This is a genomic window from Geodermatophilus sp. SYSU D00766, from assembly GCF_054049915.1.
This window is the reverse complement of the sequence record NZ_JBJGYI010000037.1, coordinates 26,220-47,045: the sequence shown is the minus strand read 5'-3', so window position 1 is coordinate 47,045 and position 20,826 is coordinate 26,220. Positions and strand designations below refer to the sequence as shown.

The following is a 20,826-nucleotide window of genomic DNA, read 5'->3' as shown; positions in this document are numbered from 1 at the left end:
CGGCCAGGAGCAGTACGGCCAGGAGCAGTACGGCCAGGAGCAGTACGGCCAGGAGCAGTACGGCCAGGAGCAGTACGGCCAGGAGCAGTACGGCCAGGAGCAGTACGGCCAGGAGCAGTACGGCCAGCAGGGGTACGGGCAGCAGGGGTACGCCCAGCAGTACGGGCAGCAGGGCTACGGCACCGAGCAGTACGGCCAGCAGTACGGGCAGCAGTACGGCCAGCCCGGGTACGCCCAGCAGTACGGGCAGGGCGGCGTCCCGGCCAAGCCCGGCAGCGTGGTGACGGCGGTGGTCCTCGGGTTCGTCTTCGGTGCCATCGGCGTGCTGTTCAGCCTGCTGCTGCTGTTCGCCGGAGCGGTGACCAGCAGCGCCGGCAGCGACGTCGAGAACGAGATCCCCGGCTTCGAGGCCGTCGCCGGCGCGCTCGGCGGCGTGCTCCTGGTGTTCGGCCTGCTGGCGCTGATCTGGACGGTCCTGATGATCTGGGGCTCGGTGTGGGCGCTCACCGGGCGCAGCCGCGTGCTGCTGCTCGTGGGCGGCGCGATCGCCCTGGCCGTCACGCTCCTGGGGCTGGTCGGGAACCTCGCCGACTCCCAGACCGCGGGGGCCGGCGGGATCATCACCAGCCTGCTGTTCTTCCTGGGCGCGCTGGCGATCGTCGTCCTGCTGTCCATGAAGCCGGCGGCCGCCTTCTTCGCCGCGCACCGCGCCCGCCGCGGCCGCTGACGGTGGGCGGCGGTCCCGTCCCCGGCCCCGGCAGGCCGGTCCCGCGTCCGGGGCCGGTGGTCGCCGCGGGGGCGCTGGGGCTGCTGCTGGCCGTCTACACGCTGGTGTACGCGCTGCTGCTCTTCTCCGCGGTGTCGATCAGCCCCGGGTACGCCGTGTTCGGCGTCGTCTTCCTCGCCATCTCGGGGCTGGCCGCCGGCGGCTCCGTGCAGACGCTGCGCGGCAGGGGCGGCCGGCTGCTGACGGCCGCCGGTGCGGCGTTCGCGCTGCTCACGACCCTGGGACTGGTCACGGCTCTGGTCAGCGGCGGCGTGGGGCTGCTGCCCGTCGCCCTGCTCGCCGTGGGGATCGCCGTCGCGGTGCTGCCCAACCGGCCGGCGTCGCGGTCCTGGTTCGCCGCCGTGCGCGACCGCCGCTGACCGTCCCCCGGAGGAGGGAGCGGCCGCGCCGCGCGCTCCCCACGGATCGTGTCCCCCGCCCTACACTCCGCCGACCGCCGACCCGGCGCCCGTCCCGTCCAGAGGAGATCCGCAGGCACATGACCAGCCCGAGCTTCGACAAGAACACGCCGCCGGGGGGTCAGCCCGGAGCCGGGGCGCCCGGCCAGCCCTACGGCCAGCAGCCCTACGGTCAGCAGCCCTACGGCCAGCAGCCGTACGGGCAGCAGGCGTACGGCCAGCAGGCGTACGGGCAGCAGCCCTACGGCCAGGCGGCGGCGCCCTACGGCGGCTTCGGCGGCCCCTCCCCCTCCGGCGGTCCGGCCGGGCAGCGTCCCGGTCAGGTCACGGCCGCGGCGGTCATCGGTGTCGTCATCGGCGGCCTGGGGTCGCTCTTCGGCCTCCTGGCGCTGCTGGGCATCGGCCTGCTGTTCGCGCTGAGCCCGCTGCTCGGGCTGGTCACCCTCCTGGCGATCGCCACCGCCGTGGTGGTGCTCGTGGGCGGCATCCAGGTGCTCACCGGCAAGGGTCCGCGGCTGCTGCTGCTGGGCAGCTACGCCTCGGTCGGCATCCAGCTGCTGACCCTGGTCGTCTCGCTGGCCGTCGGCGGCGGGTTCGAGTTCTCCGCGCTGCTCGGCTTCCTGCTGCCGGGGCTGATCATCTTCCTGCTGCAGCAGCCGCAGTCGAAGCAGTACTTCGCCTCGCGGGGCCTGTCCTACTGAGCCCCCGGGCCCGGACGCACGACGGCCCCCGCTGCCACGGGCAGCGGGGGCCGTTCGGTGTCCGGGCTCAGCCGCGGTCGGCGGTGCCGGTGTAGTCGTCGGAGGCCGACACCCAGCTCATCAGACCGCGCAGCTGGCGGCCGGTCTCCTCGATGGGGTGCGCCTCGGCCTCGGCGCGGCGGCGCTTGAAGTCGGGGGCGCCGGCGTCCTGGTCGGCGATGAACTCCGCGGCCCAGGAGCCGTCCTTGATGCGGGCCAGGACGTCCTTCATCGTCTCCTTGACGCGCGCGTCGATCACCCGCGGGCCGGAGGTGTAGTCGCCGTACTCGGCGGTGTCGGACACCGACCAGCGCTGCTTGGCGATGCCGCCCTCGTACATGAGGTCGACGATCAGCTTCAGCTCGTGCAGGCACTCGAAGTAGGCGATCTCGGGCTGGTAGCCGGCCTCGGTCAGCGTCTCGAACCCGGCGGTGACCAGGTGCGACATGCCGCCGCAGAGCACCGCCTGCTCGCCGAACAGGTCGGTCTCGGTCTCCTCGGCGAACGTCGTCCGGATGACGCCGGCACGGGCGCCGCCGATGGCCTTGGCGTAGGACAGCGCCAGCTGGAGCGCCTCCCCGGTGGCGTCCTGCTCGACGGCGACCAGGCAGGGCACGCCCTTGCCGTTCTCGAACTCCCGGCGGACCAGGTGGCCGGGACCCTTGGGGGCGACCATGGCGACGTCGACACCGGCCGGGGGCTTGACGTAGCCGAACCGGATGTTGAAGCCGTGGCCGAAGAACAGCGCGTCGCCGTCCTGCAGGTTGGGCTCGATGGACTCGGTGTAGAGCGTCCGCTGCACGTGGTCGGGCGCGAGGACCATGACCAGGTCGGCCTCGGCGGCGGCCTCGGCGGGGGTGACCACCCGCAGGCCCTCGGCCTCGGCCTTGGCCCGGCTCCTCGAGCCCTCGGGCAGGCCGACGCGGACGTCGACGCCGGAGTCGCGCAGCGACAGCGCGTGGGCGTGCCCCTGGCTGCCGTAGCCGATGACGGCGACGGTGCGCCCCTGGATGATCGACAGGTCGGCGTCGTCGTCGTAGAAGATCTCGGCGGCCATGCGGTGGTGCTCCTCTGGTGTGGTGCCTTCATCGTGCTGAAGGCCGGTTCGGACGGTCGGGTTCAGGCGCTGCGGTCGACCGGGCGCAAGGTACCGGCGCCGCTCATCGAGCGCGGTCCACGGCCCAGGGCGACGGTGCCCGACTGCGCCATCTCCTTGATCCCCAGCGGGGCGAGGACGGCGAGCAGGGCCTGCAGCTTGTCCGGCGTGCCGGTGGCCTCGAGGGTCACCGTGTCGGTGTTGACGTCGACGACGCGGGCGCGGAACAGCTCGGCGGTCTGCAGCACGGTGGTGCGCTCGGCCAGCGGCGCGCGCACCTTGACCAGCAGCAGCTCGCGCTGCACCGCCGCGCCGCCGTCCAGCTCGACGATCTTGATGACCTCGACCAGCTTGTTCAGCTGCTTGGTCACCTGCTCCAGCGGCGCGGACTCGGCGTCGACGACGATCGTCATCCGCGACAGGTCGGGGTTCTCGGTGGGCCCGACCGCGAGGGACTCGATGTTGAACGCGCGCCGGCTGAACAGCGCCGAGACGCGGGCGAGGACACCGGCCTTGTTCTCGACCAGGACCGACAGGGTGTGGCGGGACATGCGCGTACTCCCTCAGACCTGGTTGTCGCCGAAGACCGGGCGCAGGTCGCGCGCGGCGAGGATGTCGTCGTTGCTGGCGCCCGCGGCGACCATCGGCCACACCTGGGCGTCGGCGCCGACGACGAAGTCGATGACGACGGGGGCGTCGTCGATGGCCATGGCCTTCTCGATGACGGCGTCGACGTCGTCCTTGGTCTCGCAGCGCAGCCCGACGCAGCCGAGCGCCTCGGCGAGGGCGACGAAGTCGGGGATGCGCACCGGCTTCGGCGTGCCGTCGGCGTTGCGCGCGTGCAGCCGCGTGTTCGAGTAGCGGCCCTCGTAGAAGAGGGTCTGCCACTGCCGGACCATGCCGAGGTTGCCGTTGTTGATGACGGCGACCTTGATCGGGATGCCCTCGATGGCGCAGGTGGCCAGCTCCTGGTTGGTCATCTGGAAGCAGCCGTCGCCGTCGATGGCCCAGACGGTGGCCTCGGGGCGGCCGTACTTGGCGCCCATGGCCGCGGGGACGGCGTAGCCCATCGTCCCGGCGCCGCCGCTGTTGAGCCAGGTGCCCGGCTTCTCGTAGCGGATGAACTGCGCGGCCCACATCTGGTGCTGGCCGACGCCGGAGGTGTAGACCGCGTCGGGCCCGGCGATCGCGCCGAGCCGCTCGATGACGTACTGCGGCGACAGCGAGCCGTCCTCGGGCCAGTCGTAGCCCAGCGGGTAGCGGGTGCGCCAGTCGTCGAGCTGGGCCCACCAGGCGGTGAGGTCGGGCCGGCGGCCGGCCTCGTGCTCGGCGCGCAGGGCGCCGACCAGCTCGGCGATCGTCTCCTTGGCGTCCCCGACGATCGGGACGTCGGCCCTGCGGTTCTTGCCGATCTCGGCGGGGTCGATGTCGGCGTGCACGACCAGCGCGCCGGGCGCGAAGGTGGACAGCTTCCCGGTCACCCGGTCGTCGAAGCGGGCGCCGAGGGCGACGAGGACGTCGGCCTTCTGCAGCGCGGTGACCGCGGCGACGGTGCCGTGCATGCCGGGCATGCCCAGGTGCTGCGGCGAGCTGTCGGGGAACGCGCCGCGGGCCATGAGCGTGGTGACGACGGGCGCGCCGGTGAGCGCGGCGAGCTCGGCCAGCTCCCCGGTCGCGCCGGCCTTGAGCACCCCGCCGCCGACGTAGAGGACCGGGCGGCGGGCGCCGGCGATCAGCGTCGCCGCCTCGCGCACCTGCTTGCCGTGCGGGCGGGTGGTCGGCTTGTAGCCGGGCAGGTCCAGCCGCGGCGGCCAGGCGAAGTCGGTGGTGGCCTGCAGGACGTCCTTGGGGATGTCGACCAGGACCGGGCCGGGGCGGCCGGTGGCGGCCAGGTGGAAGGCCTCGGCGATCCGCTGCGGGATCTCCGCGGCGTCGGTCACGAGGAAGTTGTGCTTGGTGATCGGCATCGTGATGCCGCGGATGTCGGCCTCCTGGAAGGCGTCGGTGCCGATCGCGGCGCTGGGCACCTGGCCGGTGATGGCCACGATCGGGACCGAGTCCATGTAGGCGTCGGCCAGCGGGGTGACCAGGTTGGTCGCGCCCGGGCCGGAGGTGGCCATGCAGACGCCGACCCGGCCGGTGGCCTGCGCGTACCCGGTGGCCGCGTGGCCGGCGCCCTGCTCGTGCCGCACCAGGACGTGGTGGACGTGCGAGTCGAACAGCGGGTCGTAGGCCGGCAGGATCGCCCCGCCCGGGATGCCGAAGACCACCTCGACCCCCACGGCCTCCAGCGAGCGGACCAGGCTCTGCGCGCCGGTGATGCCCGACGCGGGCCGGGCGGCGGACTCGGCGATCGAGCGGGCCGTCGTCTCGACGCCGGTGAGGGCGGCGGCGGCCTCTCGGCTTGCGGACTCGCTCGGGGTGGTGGTCATGCGGGGCGTCTCCTGGGCCGGACGTGCGGGGGCGTGCGGTTCGGGTGCCAGCTCGGGCAACAAAAAACCCCTCGTGCCGCGGGCACAGAGGGGGACAGCGCGTCGGTCGGGCGACCGGCGCGCTAGGCGACTACGAGGAGCTGGCAGGCGGAGGGCACGACGACACTGTGCGCCTCCGCCGCCGCGACGTCAACCAGACCGTCCCATGCAGTGGGACCGTGTCGGCCGGTTCATGGGACGGCGACGGGGACCGGGACGGCCCCGGCGAGCGGTGCGGGGTCGAACCCGCCGACGAGCGCGGGCAGCTCGGCGGCCGGCACCGGGCGGCCGATCAGCCAGCCCTGCAGGAAGGCGCAGCCCAGCCGGGTGAGCACCGCCAGCTGCGCCGGGGTCTCGACCCCCTCGGCGACGACGTCCATGCCGAGGGTGCGGCCGAGGTCGACGACGCTGCCCACCAGCGCCGCCCCGCGCGGGTCGGTGTCGATGCCGGAGACGAAGCCGCGGTCCATCTTCAGCACCTGCACGGGCAGCCGCGCCAGGTAGGCCAGCGACGAGTACCCCTTGCCGAAGTCGTCGAGGGAGACGATGCAGCCCAGGGCCGACAGCTCGGCGAGCTCGGCGAGCAGCCGCTCGTCGTCGTCCATGAGGACGCTCTCGGTCACCTCGATCATCAGCAGGTGCGCCGGCAGGCCGGAGCGGTGCAGGGCGCGGGTGACGTCCTCGACCAGGCAGCGGGCCTGCAGGTGGCGCACGGAGATGTTGACGCCGAGCTTGAGGTCGCGGCCGCCCGCCAGCAGCCGGGCGTGCTCGGCGGTCGCCGTCTGCAGCACCCAGCGCTGCAGCGGGACGATCAGCCCGTCCTCCTCGGCCAGGCCGATGAACTCCTCCGGGGACACCGGGCCGAGCTCGGGGTGGTCCCAGCGGACCAGCGCCTCGACGCCGAGGACGCGCTGCTCCACGGTGCCGGCGACGGGCTGGTAGACCAGCCGCAGCTGGCCGCCGGTGATCGCGCCGGGCAGGTCGCGGGCCAGCCGGCTGCGGCGGGCGACCTCCTCGACGAGGGCCTCCCCCGACGCCCGCACGCCGTTCCTGCCCTGCGCCTTGACGGTGCGCAGCGCCAGGTCGGCCTCGCGGACGGTCGCCGAGACGTCGGCACCGGGCAGCACCTCGGTGACGCCGACGCTGGCCGAGACGTGCAGCAGCGGGCCGGCCTCGCCGTGGCGGCGGGTGTGGTCCAGCCGGGCGACCAGCCGCTCGGCGAGGACGAGCGCGTCCTCGGGACCGGCGTCGACGACGAGGGCGAACTCGTCGCCGCCGAGGCGGGCGACCAGGTCACCCGCCCGGGCCTCGGCGCGCAGCGCGTCGGCCACCTCGCACAGCAGCCGGTCCCCCGCGTCGTGGCCGGCGACGTCGTTGACGGCCTTGAAGCCGTCGAGGTCGACCAGCAGCACGCAGGCGCTGCGGCCCCGGCCGGCGCGGTCGAGGGCGGCCTCGAGCGCGGCCATGAACCGGGCCCGGTTGGGCAGGCCGGTCAGCGAGTCGGTGTAGGCCATCCGCTCGAGCTCGCGGTGGGTGGCGCGGCGCTCGGTCACGTCGCGCAGGTGCAGCACCAGGCCGTCGCCGGCGCGCCGGTCGCCGGTGCGGGCGGCCCCGGCGACCTCCACGTCGCGCCAGGTGCCGTCCTCGGTGCGCAGCCGGCCGGTGGCGGGCAGGCCCTCGGGGGTGCCGTCGCGCAGCGCCGCGGCGACCCGGACGAGCAGGTCGTGGTCCTCGGGGTGCAGCAGGTCGGCCAGCGCCCGGCCGCGCAGGTCGACCTCGGCGCGACCGAGCTGGTCCTGCACCGGCCCGGTCGCCGAGGTGATGGTGCCGGTGCCGTCCAGGACCACGGTGACGGCGTCGCCGCTGTGGACCAGCGCGCGGAACCAGCCCTCGGTCCGCTCCAGGCGGCGGGTGAGGCGGGCGGCGTCGAGGGCCCAGCACAGCGTGCGGGCGGAGGTGAGCAGCAGCAGGACGGCGGCACCGGCGGCCTCGGCGGCGGTCAGCGGCCGGCCGGCCACCACGCCGGCGCTCAGGCTGACCAGCGCGGCGGTGGCCGCGACGTGCGCGAGCACCCCGCCGCGCAGCGGCAGCGCGCGGCGCCGCCCGCCCTCCGGGTCGGCCGCGCCGGTGCCGGTGCGGTCGGCGGCGGCCGCGCACAGGACGGCGCCGAGCGCCCCCAGCCAGGCCAGCACGGTGAGCACGCCCCACAGCCGGGCCTGCCCGGCGTCGGGGACGGAGCGGAGGGCGGCGTTGCCGAGCGCCCCGGCGGCCATGGCCGCGAAGGCGGTGAGCAGCCAGCCGGCGGAGCGGCGCCGCTGCTCGGACACCGCGGTGACGGTGACCAGCCCGACGCCGCACAGCAGCGCCCCGGCCAGGAGGTGGCCGCGGGTGACCAGGCCCGGCCCCGGCGTGCCGACGGTGCGGACGACGCCGGCGAGCAGGACGCCGACGAGCAGCACCACGGAGGCGGTGACGACCAGGCCGTCGAGCAGCACCCGGCTGCCGAGCCGGCGCTGCGCGCGGGGCGGCAGCAGGCAGACCGCCGCAGCGACGGCGACCGGGCCGGCGAGCAGCGTGGCGAGGCCCCCGGCGCCGCCGGTGACCGGGCCGCCGGCCGGGGCGGTGACGGTGAGCAGCTGGCCCAGGGCCAGCAGGCCGCCAGCGGCGGCCAGCACCCGCCACGGCCGGCCCGGCCGGCCCGGCCGGCGGCCGGCCGACCCGGCGAGGACGGCGGCGACGGTCCCCGCGGCCAGCGCGAGCGCGCCGTGCACGAGCGCGGCGCTCCCGGGGGCACCGGTCAGCTGGACGGTGGTCGCGCCGGCGGCCAGCAGGGCGAGGAGTCCCAGCGCGGCGGGGACGGCGCGCGGGCGCGGGTCAGGCACCGCGGACCACCGGGACCACCCGCGTCTCGTCCCCGTCGGCCGACAGCCCGACCAGGCCGGGCCACAGCGCGCCGGCACCCTCGCTCAGCACCTGCACCAGCTCGGCCGGCGGCAGCGGGCGGGACAGCAGGAAGCCCTGCGCGAAGCCGATGCCCAGGCCGCGCAGCACGCCCAGCTGCGCGGGGGTCTCCACGCCCTCGGCGACGACGTCGAGGCCGAGCGTGCGGCCGATGGTCACCACCGACTCGCACAGCGCGCGGCTCTGCCGGTCGCGGTCGACGCGGGAGACGAAGGCGCGGTCGAGCTTGAGCACGTCGATGGGCAGCCGCACGAGGGTCACCAGCGAGGACGAGCCGGTGCCGAAGTCGTCGAGCGCCACGTGCACGCCCATGAGCCGCAGCGCCTGGATGTCGCCGGCCGCGGGGCCGTCGTCGGCGAGCACGGTCTCCTCGGTGATCTCCAGGACCAGCCGCTCGGGCTCCAGGCCGGCGGCCGACAGCGCGGCGGCGACGTCCTCGACCAGGGTGCGGGCGGCGACGTGCGCGGCGGAGATGTTGACGCCCAGCCGCAGCGGCAGGCCCTGCACGAGCGGCAGCGCGGCGGTGACCGTGCAGGCCTCCCGCAGCGCCCAGCGCTGCAGGTCGGCGATGACGCCGGCGCGCTCGGCGACCGGGACGAACTCGCGCGGCGGCACGTCGCCGAGCTCGGGGTGCCGCCAGCGCAGCAGCGCCTCGACGCCGGTGACCCGCTGCTCCTCCATCGACACGATCGGCTGGAAGGCCACCCACATCTCGCCCCGTCCGGCCGCGCCGGCGACGTCCTCCCGCAGCCGGTCGCGGCGGACGGCGGCCGCGCCGAGCGCCGGGGTCCACACGGTGGCGCGGGCCGAGCCGGAGGTGCGGGCGGTGGCCACGGCCAGCTCGGCGCGGGCGGTGAGCTCGGCGACGTCGAGGCCGGGCTCGGCGAGGACGACACCGACGTCGCCGGTGAGGTCGAAGACGCCCGCGGGCGTGGCCACCGGCTGCTCGACCACCGCCAGGCAGCGGTCGGCGAGCAGGGCGGCGGTGTCGGACGGGCCGGCGGCGAGGACGCCGAACGTGCCGCCGGCGATGCGCGCGACCACCTCGTCGCCGCGGACGGTGGCGCGCAGCCGTCGGCCGAGCTCGACCAGGACGGCGGACACCGTGTCGCGGCCGGCGTCCTCCCGCACGGCGTCGAGTCCGCGGACGTCGACCAGCAGCACGGCCGGCCGGGGTCCGGTCGGCTCGGCGGTCAGGGCGGCGGTCAGCGCGGCCTCCCAGCCGGCCCGGTTGGGCAGGCCGGTGAGCCCGTCGGTGTAGGCGACCTCCTCCAGCGCGCGCTCGCGGGCCTCGCGCTCGGTGACGTCGCGGCAGTGCAGCACGACCACGGCGACGGCGTCGTCGGCACGCAGGTCGGAGACGCTGGCCTCCAGGTGGCGGGTGTCCCCCGCGGCGTCGCGCAGCCGCAGCAGGACCAGCCCGCCGGTGCCGTCGGAGGCGCCGTCGAGGGCGCGGCGCAGCCGGGCGGCGTCCTCGGGGTCCATCGTCCCGGGCCGGCCGGGGGCGCCACCGAGCAGGTCGCGGCCGGCCAGCTCGCCCGGCGCGACACCCAGCAGCGCGGCCAGCGCCGGGGACGCCCAGTCCACGCGCAGCCGGCGGTCGAGGACGAGCACCGCCTCGCGGGTGGAGTGCAGCAGGTTGCGGAAGTAGGCCTCGTCGTGGCGGAGCCGGGCGCTGCGCTGGTGGTCCTCGCGGGCGGTGACCCAGCGGTGCGCCGCCGACAGCGCCACGCACAGCAGCGCGCCGGCGAGGGTGACCCAGGTGGGCCCCGTACCGAGGGCGAGCGACCCGACGACGATGGCGACCACCACGACCAGGGCGAGCTGGGGCAGCACCGACCGCAGCTGGACGGCGGGACCGCTGAGGGGCACGCGGACCGCGTCGGGGTCGGCGGCCGGGCCGGTGTCGAGCGAGCGGGCCAGCACCAGCAGCGCCAGCCCGACGACGACGGCGACGCGGGTGGCCGCGACGACGTCGGGCGCGCCGAGCAGCGCGGCGGAGGTCCCGGCACCGCGGGCGCTGGCGAGCAGGACCAGCGCGCCGAGCAGCACGGCGGCCATGCGCTGGCGGTGGGCCTCCACGGCCCCGAGGACGGTCAGGGCGGCGGCCATGACCGCGCCGGTGGCCACGACGGCGGCACCGAGGACGAGCTGCGCGCCGAGCGAGAGGGCGGTCCAGCTGTTGCCGGGGCCGACCATGAGCACCTGCATGACCACCAGCGCCGCCGCACCGAAGAGGGCCAGCTCGAGCACCGTGCGGGGGTCGGTGCGGCGCAGGCCCGCGCGCCCGGCCATGCCGAGCAGCGCGGCGACGGTGACGACGTAGCCGGGGACGGTCGGCAGCCAGCGCAGCACGACCTGGTGCAGCACGGTGTCCGGCTGCACCGTCCACGAGACCAGCAGCGCGAGGACGGGGAACAGCGGCGCGAGGGCGAGCAGCCGCCACGGGCGGTCGGCGGCCTCGCCCGAGCGGCTGGCGGCCCACAGCGCGGCCGCCGTCGCGACCCCGGCGAGGCCGGCGACGACGTCCCCGGACAGGTGCAGGGCCGGGTCCACGGCGGCGGCGACGCACACCGCGACGGCCGGCACGGCCGCCGCGAACAGCCACCTCGTCCGTCGGTCCACACCCGGGGTGTCGGCACCCCGGCCGACCGGGGACACCCGCCGGGGCGCCCGCTCACCCCAAGGAGGGGGTGGCGGGCCCTAGCCGCAGATGGCGCCCGAGGCCGCCGAGCCGACGAGCTTGGCGTACTTGCCGAGGACGCCGGTGGTGTAGCGCGGGGGCAGCGGCGCCCAGTCCGCGCGGCGGCGGGCCAGCTCGTCGTCGTCGACCAGCAGGTCCAGCGTGCGGGTGGTGAGGTCCAGGCGCACCGGGTCGCCGTCGCGGACCAGCGCGATCGGGCCGCCCTCGGTGGCCTCCGGCGCGACGTGGCCGATGCACAGGCCGGTGGTGCCGCCGGAGAAGCGGCCGTCGGTGAGCAGCAGGACGTCCTTGCCCAGGCCCGCGCCCTTGATCGCGCCGGTCACGGCGAGCATCTCGCGCATGCCCGGTCCGCCCTTGGGGCCCTCGTAGCGGATGACGACGACGTCGCCGGCCCGCAGCGTGCCCTCGGTGACCGCGTCCATGGCGCCCTGCTCGCCGTCGAAGACGCGGGCGGTGCCCTCGAAGACGTCGCGGTCGAAGCCGGCGGACTTCACCACCGCGCCCTCGGGCGCGAGCGAACCGCGCAGGATCGTCAGCCCGCCGGTCGTGTGGATCGGCTCGGACATGGCGTGGATGATCGCCCCGTCGGGGTCCGGCGGGGCGATCTCGGCGAGGTTCTCGGCCATCGTCCGCCCGGTCACGGTGAGCGTGTCGCCGTGCAGCAGGCCGGCGTCGAGCAGCGCGCGCAGGACCACGGGGACGCCGCCGATGCGGTCGACGTCGGTCATGACGTAGCGGCCGAACGGCTTGACGTCGGCCAGGTGCGGGGTGCGGTCACCGATCCGGTTGAAGTCGTCGAGGGTCAGCTCGACGCCCGCCTCGTGCGCGATCGCCAGCAGGTGCAGCACGGCGTTGGTGGAGCCGCCCAGCGCCATGACCACGGTGATCGCGTTCTCGAACGCCTCGCGGGTCATGATCTGCCGCGCGGTGATCCCCTTCCGCAGCAGGTTGACCACGGCCTCGCCGGAGGCGACGGCGAAGGCGTCACGGCGGCTGTCCGGCGCCGGCGGTGCGGCGCTGCCGGGCAGCGCCATGCCCAGCGCCTCGGCGACGCTGGCCATGGTGTTGGCGGTGTACATGCCGCCGCAGGACCCCATGCCGGGGCAGGCGGCGCGCTCGACGGCGCCCAGCTCCTCCTCGGTGATCAGCCCGCGGGCGCAGGCGCCGACCGCCTCGAAGACGTCGATGATCGTGATGTCGTCGCGGTCGCCGAGCCGGCCGGGCAGCGTGGACCCGGAGTAGAGGAAGACGCTGGCGAGGTCGAGTCGCGCGGCGGCCATGAGCATGCCCGGCAGCGACTTGTCGCAGCCGGCGAGCAGCACGGTGCCGTCGAGGCGCTCGGCGAACACCACCGTCTCCACCGAGTCGGCGATGACCTCGCGGCTGACCAGCGAGGCGCGCATGCCCTCGTGGCCCATGGAGATGCCGTCGGAGACGGAGATGGTGCCGAACTCCAGCGGGAAGCCGCCGGCGGCGTGCACGCCCTCCTTGGCCCGCTTGGCCAGCCGGTCCAGCGAGAGGTTGCAGGGGGTGATCTCGTTCCAGGACGAGGCGACGCCGACCTGCGGCTTGTCCCAGTCGTCGTCGCCCATGCCGACCGCGCGCAGCATCGCGCGCGCCGGGGCGCGGGTGATGCCGTCGGTCACCTCCCGGCTGCGGGGCTTGACGTCGGCGGTGGCGCGGGGCTCCTCCACGGTGGTCACGGAACAGCAGGGTAGGCCGGTCGGCGGGGCCGTCCCAGGCGCGCTCGATACTGGTACCGGTACCACCACCGAGGAGGCCGGCCGTGCCCACTCCCGCCCGCCGGGAACTCGCGGAGTTCCTCCGCTCCCGCCGCCGGCAGGTCGACCCGCGGGCCGCCGGGCTGCCGGCGTCCGGGGCGCGCCGGACGCCGGGGCTGCGCCGCGAGGAGGTCGCGCTGCTGTCCGGGGTGAGCCACACCTGGTACACGTGGCTGGAGCAGGGCCGCGACATCCACCCGTCCCGTCAGGTGGTCGACGCGCTGGCCCGCACGCTGCGGATGTCCCCGGCCGAGCACGGCTACGTGCTGGGGCTGACCGGGCACGGCGGCCCCGCCCCGGACGGCACCGCCGGGGGGATGCCCGGGCACGTGCAGCGGCTGCTCGACGCGCTGGGCCCCTCCCCCGCCTACGCCATCACCGCGGACTGGTCGATCGCCGGGTGGAACCGCGCCTACGAGCGCCTCTACCCCGGTGTCGCCCGCGTCCCCGCCGCCGGGCGCAACCTGCTGTGGCTGGTGTTCACCGACCCCGCGGTGCGCGCGCTGCTCGGCGACTGGGCCACCGACAGCCGCCGGTTCCTCGCCCAGTTCCGCGCGGAGGTCGGCCCGCGGCTGGCCGACCCCGCCGTCGTCGACCTGGTGTCCCGGCTGGAGGCGGCCAGCCCGCACTTCCGCGCCGGGTGGGCCAGCCACGACGTCGACCGGTTCAGCTCCGCCGAGCGCCGCTTCGAGCACCCCGAGGTGGGCACGCTGTTCCTGGAGCACCACCAGCTCGCGCCGGCCGACGCCCCCGGCCTGCAGGTCGTCGTCTACACCGCGGCCGAGGGCAGCCGGACCGCCGCCCGGCTGCAGGTGCTCGCCGGTCAGGCCGACGGCGGCTGAGGGACGTCGAAGCGGCCGCCGGACCACCCGGCCAGCCGCGGCAGGTCGCGGGCGCGCAGCACCGGCAGCGGCACCTCGCCGCCCTCGCGGGTGACCAGCCGCAGCCGCGCGTTGCGCCCGACGCGGATGCCGGCCAGGTCGTCCCACGCCACCCGGCGCTGCCCGAGCAGCCCGCGGGTGGTGATGCCGGCGTCGTCGACGTCGACCCCGACCCGCAGCACCCACGCCGCCGCGGCCAGCGGCAGCAGCAGCACGAGTGCGGCGGCGGGCGACGCGGCGGCGAACGGCAGCACGCAGACGGCGAGGAAGACGACGGGCAGCAGCGCGACCTTGCTCAGCCGCAGACGTGCGAGGACAGCCACGTCTGCCGATCATCCCCGCTCGGCCGGCGTCTCAGTACGCGTCGACGACGTCGGCCAGCGGCTCGCCGGCCAGCACCCGCCGCAGCTGGGCGAGGACGGCGGCCTGCGCCCGGGGGCCGGCGTCGGGCACCGTGCCGGCCACGTGCGGGGTCAGCAGCAGCCCGGGCGCCGACCACAGCGGGTGGCCCTCGGGCAGCGGCTCGGGGTCGGTGACGTCGAGGGCGGCGCGCAGCCGGCCGGCGGTGAGCTCGGCGAGCAGGGCGGACGTGTCGACGACGACCCCGCGCGCGGCGTTGACCAGCAGGGCACCGTCGGGCATCGCGGCGAGGAAGGCGGCGTCGACCAGGCCGGTGGTCTCGTCGGTGACCGGCACGAGGACGACCACGACGTCGGCGTGCGGCAGCAGGCCCGGCAGCTCGGCGGTGGCGTGCACGCCGTCGCGGGCGGTCCGCCCGACGTAGGTGAGCTCGACGTCGAAGCCGGACAGCATCGCGCCGACCCGGCGGCCGATGTCGCCCGCGCCGACGACGAGCACCCGCGCCCCGACCAGCGAGGAGAAGGTGCGCGGCGACCACCGCCCGGCGTCCTGCTCGCGCACCAGGTCGGGCAGCCCGCGCTGTGCGGCCAGCGTCGCGGCCACCACCCACTCGGCCGTCGCGGGGGTGTGCGCGCCGCGGGCGTTGGACAGCGCGATGCCGTCGGGCAGCCGGCCGGCGAAGCGCTCGGCGCCGGCGCTGAGCAGCTGCACCAGCCGCAGCCGCGGCAGCGCGTCGAGGAACTCCGGCGGGGGGACCGACCCGCCGAAGGGCGGCACCCAGACCTGCGCCTGCGCGGCCTCCCCGGTCGGCGGGCCGTCGCCGGGGTCGGCGACCAGCGCGCGCACCCGCGGGGACAGCGCGCCGGCGGCGTCGGCCAGCTCGCAGGTGGGGACCAGGACGGTGAGCGTCTCGTCGGGTCCGGCGACGTCGGTACCGCGGATCTCGGGGGCCACGGCACCCGAGACTGGCACCCGCCGCCGCGGGCCGCCCGGTGGCACCGTGGCGCCGGGATCCGCCCGTACTGTGGACCGGGTGAGGCGGCAGCGGGGACGGCGGGCGGCCGGCGCCGCCTGCGCGGTGGCCCTGACCCTGGTCCTCGCCGGCTGCGGCGACGACGGCTACGAGCCGCGCGGGCCGTTCCGGCCGCTGCCCGAGGGCGCCCCGCCGGAGGTCGGCCCGCCCACCGAGTCCTCCCCCGCCCCGGCGCCCGGTGAGCCCGCCGAGCCCGGCTCCGGGCAGACCGCCGGCGACCCCAACGTCGTCGCCACCGACCTGACCGTGCCCACCGGGCTGGTCGTGCTGCCCGACGGCAGCGCGGTGGTCGGCGAGCGGGAGACCGGCCGGCTGCTGCAGGTGTTCCCCGACCGCTCCCCCCCGCGCGAGCTGATGGTGCTGCCGGGGATCGACACCGCCGGCGACGGCGGGCTGCTGGGCCTGGCGCTGTCGCCGACGTTCGACGAGGACGGGCTGTTCTACGCCTACGTCTCGACCGCGACCGACAACCGCGTCGTCCGCTTCCCGATGGGCGGCACGCCCAACCCGGTCTACACCGGCATCCCGCGCGGGGAGACGCACAACGGCGGCGGCCTGCAGTTCGCCCCCGACGGCACGCTCTACGTCGGCACCGGGGACACCGGGAACCCGGCCCTGGCGCAGGACCTGACGTCGCTGGGCGGCAAGGTGCTGCACATCGACGTCTTCGGGCAGCCGGCCAACGCCGCGGGGCCGGTGTTCAGCAGCGGCTTCTCCGACGTCACCGCCGTCTGCCTGACCGGCGACCAGCCGACCGTCGTCTACGCCGTCGACGAGTCCGCGGCCGGGCCCGACGAGCTCAACCGGCTCAGCGAGGGCACCGACCACGGCTGGCCCACCCCCGGTGCCGCGACGGTCCCGCCGGTGCACACGGTCGACAACGGCGCCGGCGGACTGGGCGGGTGCGCCGCCGCCGGCACCACGGTGTTCCTCGGCGCGCTCGACGGGCAGCGGGTCTACGCCGTGCAGGTCGACGGCCAGGGCGGCGTCGTCGAGGTGCCCGAGGAGCTGCTCGGCGGCCGCTACGGGCGGCTGCGCACCGTCGTCCTCGACGGCGAGGGCGCGCTGTGGATCACGACGTCCAACCGGGACGGCGTCGGCACCCCCGCCGAGGACGACGACCGGGTGCTGCGGATCCTCCCGCCGAGCTCGACCGGCTCCAGCCCGGTCTGAGCGGGTGCGCCCGCCGGGCGCACCCGCCCGGACTCAGCTCCCGAGCACCCGCTCCTCGAGCATCCGGCGCACCGTGGCCGCGTCGGCCTTGCCGCGGGTGGCCTTCATGACCGCGCCCACGAGCGCGCCGAGGGCCTGCACCTTGCCGCCCTGCACCTTGGCGACGACGTCGGGGGCGCCGGCGATCGCGGCGTCGACGGCGGCCACCAGCTCGTCGGACTCCCCCAGCACGGCCAGCCCGCGCGACTCGACGACGGCGCGCGGGTCGCCCTCCCCGGCCAGCACGCCGTCGAGCGCCTGGCGGGCCAGCTGGTCGTTGACGGTGCCCTCGGCGACCAGCGCGCTGAGCTCGGCGACCTGCCGCGGGGTGACCGCCAGCGCGGTCAGCTCCACCCCGGCGTCGTTGGCCCGGCGCGCCAGCTCGCCCAGCCACCACTTGCGCGCGTCGGCCGGCGAGGCGCCCGCGGCGACGGTCTCCTCCACCACCCCGAGGGCGCCGGCGTTGACCAGCCAGGCCATCTCGGTGGCCGACAGGCCCCACTCCTCGCGCAGCCGCGCGCGGCGGGCGGCCGGCAGCTCGGGCAGCCCGGCGGCGAGCTTCTCCACCCACTCGGCGTCGGGGGCCAGCGGGACGAGGTCGGGCTCGGGGAAGTACCGGTAGTCGGTCGCCTCCTCCTTGCTGCGCCCCGGCGACGTGCTGCCGGTGTCCTCGTGGAAGTGGCGGGTCTCCTGCACGATCCGGCCGCCGCCGTCGAGGACCGCGGCCTGCCGGCGCATCTCGTAGCGCACGGCCCGCTCGACCGAGCGCAGCGAGTTGACGTTCTTCGTCTCGGTGCGGGTGCCCCACTCCAGGCTGCCGACCGGGGCCAGTGAGGTGTTCACGTCGCAGCGCAGGCTGCCCTGCTCCATGCGCACGTCGGAGGCGCCGAGGGTCTGGATGATCTCGCGCAGCTCGGTGACGTAGGCGCGGGCGACCTCGGGCGCCTTCGCGCCGGCCCCGGCGACCGGGCGGGTGACGATCTCGACCAGCGGGATCCCGGCCCGGTTGAAGTCGACCAGCGAGTACTCCGCGCCGTGGATGCGGCCGGTGGCCCCGCCCACGTGCAGGTTCTTGCCGGTGTCCTCCTCCAGGTGCACCCGCTCGATCTCCACGCGGTAGGTCTCGCCGTCGACCTCGACGTCGAGGTGCCCGGCGGTGCACAGCGGCTCGTCGTACTGGCTGGTCTGGAAGCCCTTGGGGATGTCCGGGTAGAAGTAGTTCTTCCGGGCGAAGCGCGACCAGGAGGCGATCCGGCAGCCCAGGGCCAGGCCGATCCGGATGGTCGACTCGACCGCGGCGGCGTTGGCCACCGGCAGCGAGCCGGGCAGGCCCAGGCACACCGGGCAGGTCTGGGTGTTGGGCTCGGCGCCGAAGGCGGTCGTGCAGCCGCAGAACATCTTCGACTCGGTGCCCAGCTCGACGTGGGTCTCCAGGCCGATGACCGGCTCGTAGCGGGTGAGGACGTCGTCGAAGTCGACGAGGGGCTCGCTCACGGGGTGCGGTCTCCCTTCGGGGTGGTGCGCCCGGTCAGCCAGGCACCGACGCCGGTCAGCAGGCCCAGGACGATGAAGACGGCGAAGACGGCCTCGCCGGTGACCAGCCACAGCACCAGCCCGGCCAGCACCACGAAGGCGGTCAGCCCCCACGCGGCCTTGAGCGCGCCGTTCACGCGGCACGCTCCAGCAGGCGGTCGGTGAGCGGCGCGCCCAGCGCGGCCTCGACGGCGGCCGCGACGCGGTAGCAGCGGTCGTCGGCCAGCGGCGGCGCCATCACCTGCAGGCCGACCGGCAGGCCGTCGGACAGCCCGCACGGCACCGAGATCGCCGGGACGCCGGCGAGGCTGGCCGGCAGCGTGCACAGGTCGGCGGCGTACATGGCCAGCGGGTCCTCGACACGGGCGCCGATCGGCCAGGCCACGGTCGGGCTGGTCGGGCTGACGAGCACGTCGACGTCGTCGAAGGCCGCGCTGAAGTCGCGGGTGATGAGCGTGCGGACCTTCTGCGCCTGCCCGTAGTAGGCCTCGTAGTAGCCGGCCGACAGCGCGTACGTGCCGAGGATGATCCGCCGCTTGACCTCGGGGCCGAAGCCCTGCTCGCGGGTCAGCGCCATGACCTCGTCGACGTCGTGGCTGCCGTCGTCGCCCACCCGGATACCGAACCGCATGCCCTCGAAGCGGGCCAGGTTCGACGACGCCTCGCTGGGGGCGATGAGGTAGTAGGCCGGCAGCGCCAGCCCGAACGACGGGCACGACACCTCGCGCACCTGCGCGCCGGCGGCCTCGAGCAGCGCGACCCCCTCGGCGACCCGGTCGAGCACGCCCTGCTCGTAGCCCTCGCGGGCACCCTCGCCGCCGAGCTCGCGGACGACGCCGACGCGCAGGCCCGACAGGTCGCCACCGGCACCGCGGCGGGCGGCCTCGACGACGGTGGGCACGGGCGCGTCGATGCTCGTGGAGTCGCGCGGGTCGTGGCCGCCGATGGCCTCGTGCAGCAGGGCGGCGTCCAGGACCGTGCGGGCCATCGGGCCGGCCTGGTCCAGGCTCGAGGAGAAGGCGATCAGCCCGTAGCGCGACACCGAGCCGTAGGTGGGCTTGTGCCCGACCAGGCCGGTGACCGCCGCGGGCTGGCGGATCGAGCCGCCGGTGTCGGTGCCCAGCGCCAGCGGCGCGAGCCGGCCGGCCACCGCCGCGCTCGACCCGCCGGAGGAGCCGCCCGGGATCCGGTCGTGGTCCCACGGGTTGCGGGTCACCGCGTAGGCGGAGTTCTCGGTGGACGACCCCATGGCGAACTCGTCCATGTTCGTCTTGCCGAGGAGCACCGTGCCGGCGTCGGCGAGCCGGCTCGCGACCGTCGCCGAGAAGGGCGGCCGCCAGCCCTCGAGGATCCGCGAGCCGCTGGTGGTGGGCACGCCCTCGGTGACGAAGACGTCCTTGAGGGCGACCGGGATGCCGGCCAGGCCGGTGCCCGCGGTGCCCGAGGCGTCGACCTCCGCGGCCCGGGCGAGCGCGGCGTCGGCGGTGACGTGGAGGAAGGCGCCGAGGGCGCCGTCCTCGGCGGCGATCCGGTCGAGGTGCGCGCGGGTGACCTCCACCGAGGAGGTCTCGCCGGCGGCCAGGGCCGCCTGCAGCTCGACGGCGGTGAGGGCGGTGAGGTCGCTCACTCCTCCTCCCCCAGGATGCGCGGGACGCGGAAGCGGCCGTCCTCGGCGGCGGGGGCGGCGGCCAGGACGGCGTCGCGCGGCAGGCACGGGGTGGCGACGTCGGCCCGCAGGACGTTGGTCAGCGGGACGGCGTGCGTGGTGGGGGCGACGTCGCCGACGTCGGCGCGCTGCACCTGGGCCACCGCGTCGAGGACGGCCCCCAGCTGGCCGGCGAAGCGGTCGAGCTCCTCGTCGGTGACGGCGAGCCGGGCCAGCCGCGCGAGGTGCGCGATGTCCTGGCGGCCGAGGGCGGGTGCCGCTCCGGGTTCGGGGGTCGTGGTGCTCATGACTGGGGCGGGACTCCTGTCGTCGGCGCCGCGCCGGCGCCAGGGACGCAACCCGGTCACTGTACGCGGGCCGCCGTGGGCCCCGGCCGGGCCGGGGAGCGCGCTCGACCGCGGGGTGCCCGGTGGGGGAAGCTGCTGGCGCCACTCGATCGACGCCGATCGGCTGCCCCTCGACGTCGTCAGCGGAGGAACCGTGTCCTATCTCCTGCGGCTGGTCGTCCCCGACCGCCCCGGCCTGCTGGGTGCGGTGGCGACCGCGCTGGGCGACGCGGGGGTCGACATCGTCTCCGTCGACGTCCTCGAGCGCGGTGGCGGGGTGGCCGTCGACGACGTCGTCGTCGACCTGCCGCCCGGCCGGCTGCCCGACAGTCTCATCACCGCCGCGCAGGCGGTGCCGGGGGTGCAGGTGGAGTCGTTGCGGCCCTTCGCCGGCGCGCTGGACACCCACCGCGAGCTCGACCTGCTCGAGGCCCTCGCCCGCGCTCCCGAGGGCACCGCGGTCAAGATCCTCGCCGCCGAGCTGCCGCGGGTGTTCCACGGTGGCTGGGCGGCGGTGGTGCAGGCCGACGGCGCCGGCGGCGGCGAGGTGCTGGCCGCCTCCGACGCCGCGCCCGCCCTCGAGGGCCTGGCGCTGCCGTGGCTGCCGCTGTCGACGCCGCGGCTGCTGCCCAGCGAGGACGACTGGCTGCCCGAGCGCTGGCGGGAGATGGCCATCGAGATGATGGCGGCGCCCTTCGGCGACCCCGCCACCGCCGTGGTCCTCGGCCGCTCGGGGGGTCCCGCGTTTCGCCGCTCGGAGCTGCTCCGGCTGACCCACCTGACGGGTATCGCCGCCACGGTGGCGCACCTCCCGCCGGTCTGAGCCGACTGGCAGCAGCCGCAGGCCAGGTTCCGTCACTCCTCCGCGGCCACGGGC

Annotated in this window: 18 protein-coding genes; 6 read left to right on the top strand and 12 right to left on the bottom strand. The window is 76.1% G+C overall.

Annotated features, from left to right (window positions below; genetic code table 11):
* The 3 genes from ACI8AD_RS20655 to ACI8AD_RS20645 all read left to right on the top strand — a co-directional run.
* The coding region (locus tag ACI8AD_RS20655) for a hypothetical protein (RefSeq protein ID WP_456872404.1) at window positions 1–727 on the top strand (727 nt) is incomplete at its 5' end.
* A 56-nt stretch (window positions 728–783) separates the two neighbouring features.
* Window positions 784–1,146, top strand: a complete 363-nt coding sequence (locus ACI8AD_RS20650; protein WP_456872403.1) for a hypothetical protein — start codon at window positions 784–786, stop codon at window positions 1,144–1,146.
* Between the two features lie 119 nt (window positions 1,147–1,265).
* The gene (locus tag ACI8AD_RS20645) at window positions 1,266–1,886 is read left to right on the top strand and encodes a hypothetical protein (RefSeq protein WP_456872402.1); all 621 of its coding nucleotides are present in this window, start codon (window positions 1,266–1,268) and stop codon (window positions 1,884–1,886) included.
* A 67-nt stretch (window positions 1,887–1,953) separates the two neighbouring features.
* Here ACI8AD_RS20645 and ilvC read toward each other — a convergent pair whose 3' ends face one another.
* The 6 genes from ilvC to ilvD all read right to left on the bottom strand — a co-directional run bounded on the left by ilvC (window position 1,954) and on the right by ilvD (window position 12,860).
* Entirely contained in the window at window positions 1,954–2,982 is a 1,029-nt protein-coding gene (gene ilvC / locus ACI8AD_RS20640) for a ketol-acid reductoisomerase (RefSeq protein WP_456872401.1), read from the bottom strand.
* Window positions 2,983–3,044: 62 nt separating this feature from the next.
* A complete protein-coding gene (ilvN, locus tag ACI8AD_RS20635) occupies window positions 3,045–3,572 on the bottom strand; it encodes an acetolactate synthase small subunit (protein WP_089402463.1) in 528 nt (175 codons plus the stop codon).
* A 12-nt stretch (window positions 3,573–3,584) separates the two neighbouring features.
* A complete protein-coding gene (locus ACI8AD_RS20630; protein ID WP_456872400.1) occupies window positions 3,585–5,453 on the bottom strand; it encodes an acetolactate synthase large subunit in 1,869 nt (622 codons plus the stop codon).
* A gap of 230 nt (window positions 5,454–5,683) precedes the next feature.
* Complete coding sequence (locus ACI8AD_RS20625) at window positions 5,684–8,374, bottom strand: putative bifunctional diguanylate cyclase/phosphodiesterase (protein WP_456872399.1); 2,691 nt, start codon at window positions 8,372–8,374, stop codon at window positions 5,684–5,686.
* Window positions 8,367–11,078 carry a putative bifunctional diguanylate cyclase/phosphodiesterase gene (locus ACI8AD_RS20620; RefSeq protein WP_456872398.1) on the bottom strand — a complete coding sequence of 904 codons (2,712 nt, stop codon included), beginning with the start codon at window positions 11,076–11,078 and terminating at the stop codon, window positions 8,367–8,369. Before ACI8AD_RS20620 ends, ACI8AD_RS20625 begins: the two co-directional genes overlap by 8 nt.
* Window positions 11,079–11,156: 78 nt before the next feature.
* Window positions 11,157–12,860 (bottom strand): dihydroxy-acid dehydratase, encoded by a 1,704-nt coding sequence (gene ilvD / locus ACI8AD_RS20615; RefSeq protein WP_456872397.1) that lies wholly within the window; start codon window positions 12,858–12,860, stop codon window positions 11,157–11,159.
* An 83-nt stretch (window positions 12,861–12,943) separates the two neighbouring features.
* Here ilvD and ACI8AD_RS20610 point away from each other — a divergent pair, with 83 nt between their 5' ends.
* A complete protein-coding gene (locus tag ACI8AD_RS20610) occupies window positions 12,944–13,780 on the top strand; it encodes a helix-turn-helix transcriptional regulator (RefSeq protein WP_456872396.1) in 837 nt (278 codons plus the stop codon).
* Here ACI8AD_RS20610 and ACI8AD_RS20605 read toward each other — a convergent pair.
* The gene (locus ACI8AD_RS20605; RefSeq protein WP_456872395.1) at window positions 13,762–14,142 is read right to left on the bottom strand and encodes a PH domain-containing protein; all 381 of its coding nucleotides are present in this window, start codon (window positions 14,140–14,142) and stop codon (window positions 13,762–13,764) included. The genes ACI8AD_RS20610 and ACI8AD_RS20605 overlap by 19 nt on opposite strands.
* 31 nt (window positions 14,143–14,173) lie before the next feature.
* Window positions 14,174–15,133, bottom strand: a complete 960-nt coding sequence (locus ACI8AD_RS20600) for a 2-hydroxyacid dehydrogenase (protein WP_456872394.1) — start codon at window positions 15,131–15,133, stop codon at window positions 14,174–14,176.
* Between the two features lie 79 nt (window positions 15,134–15,212).
* Here ACI8AD_RS20600 and ACI8AD_RS20595 point away from each other — a divergent pair, with 79 nt between their 5' ends.
* Window positions 15,213–16,385, top strand: a complete 1,173-nt coding sequence (locus tag ACI8AD_RS20595) for a PQQ-dependent sugar dehydrogenase (RefSeq protein ID WP_456872393.1) — start codon at window positions 15,213–15,215, stop codon at window positions 16,383–16,385.
* Between the two features lie 33 nt (window positions 16,386–16,418).
* Here ACI8AD_RS20595 and gatB read toward each other — a convergent pair whose 3' ends face one another.
* From gatB to gatC, 4 genes are read right to left on the bottom strand one after another with little or no spacing between them, the layout of a single operon-like run.
* Entirely contained in the window at window positions 16,419–17,918 is a 1,500-nt protein-coding gene (gene gatB / locus ACI8AD_RS20590) for an Asp-tRNA(Asn)/Glu-tRNA(Gln) amidotransferase subunit GatB (protein WP_456872392.1), read from the bottom strand.
* Window positions 17,915–18,094: a hypothetical protein gene (locus ACI8AD_RS20585; protein ID WP_456872391.1), complete on the bottom strand. Its 180-nt coding sequence runs from the start codon at window positions 18,092–18,094 to the stop codon at window positions 17,915–17,917. The genes gatB and ACI8AD_RS20585 overlap by 4 nt, the downstream gene beginning before the upstream one ends.
* Window positions 18,091–19,584 (bottom strand): Asp-tRNA(Asn)/Glu-tRNA(Gln) amidotransferase subunit GatA, encoded by a 1,494-nt coding sequence (gene gatA, locus ACI8AD_RS20580; RefSeq protein ID WP_456872390.1) that lies wholly within the window; start codon window positions 19,582–19,584, stop codon window positions 18,091–18,093. The genes ACI8AD_RS20585 and gatA overlap by 4 nt, the downstream gene beginning before the upstream one ends.
* A complete protein-coding gene (gene gatC, locus ACI8AD_RS20575) occupies window positions 19,581–19,910 on the bottom strand; it encodes an Asp-tRNA(Asn)/Glu-tRNA(Gln) amidotransferase subunit GatC (RefSeq protein WP_456872389.1) in 330 nt (109 codons plus the stop codon). Before gatC ends, gatA begins: the two co-directional genes overlap by 4 nt.
* Window positions 19,911–20,103: 193 nt before the next feature.
* On the opposite strand from gatC, the gene ACI8AD_RS20570 reads away from it, so the two are divergent.
* Entirely contained in the window at window positions 20,104–20,772 is a 669-nt protein-coding gene (locus ACI8AD_RS20570) for an ACT domain-containing protein (RefSeq protein ID WP_456872388.1), read from the top strand.
* Window positions 20,773–20,826 lie beyond the last annotated feature (54 nt).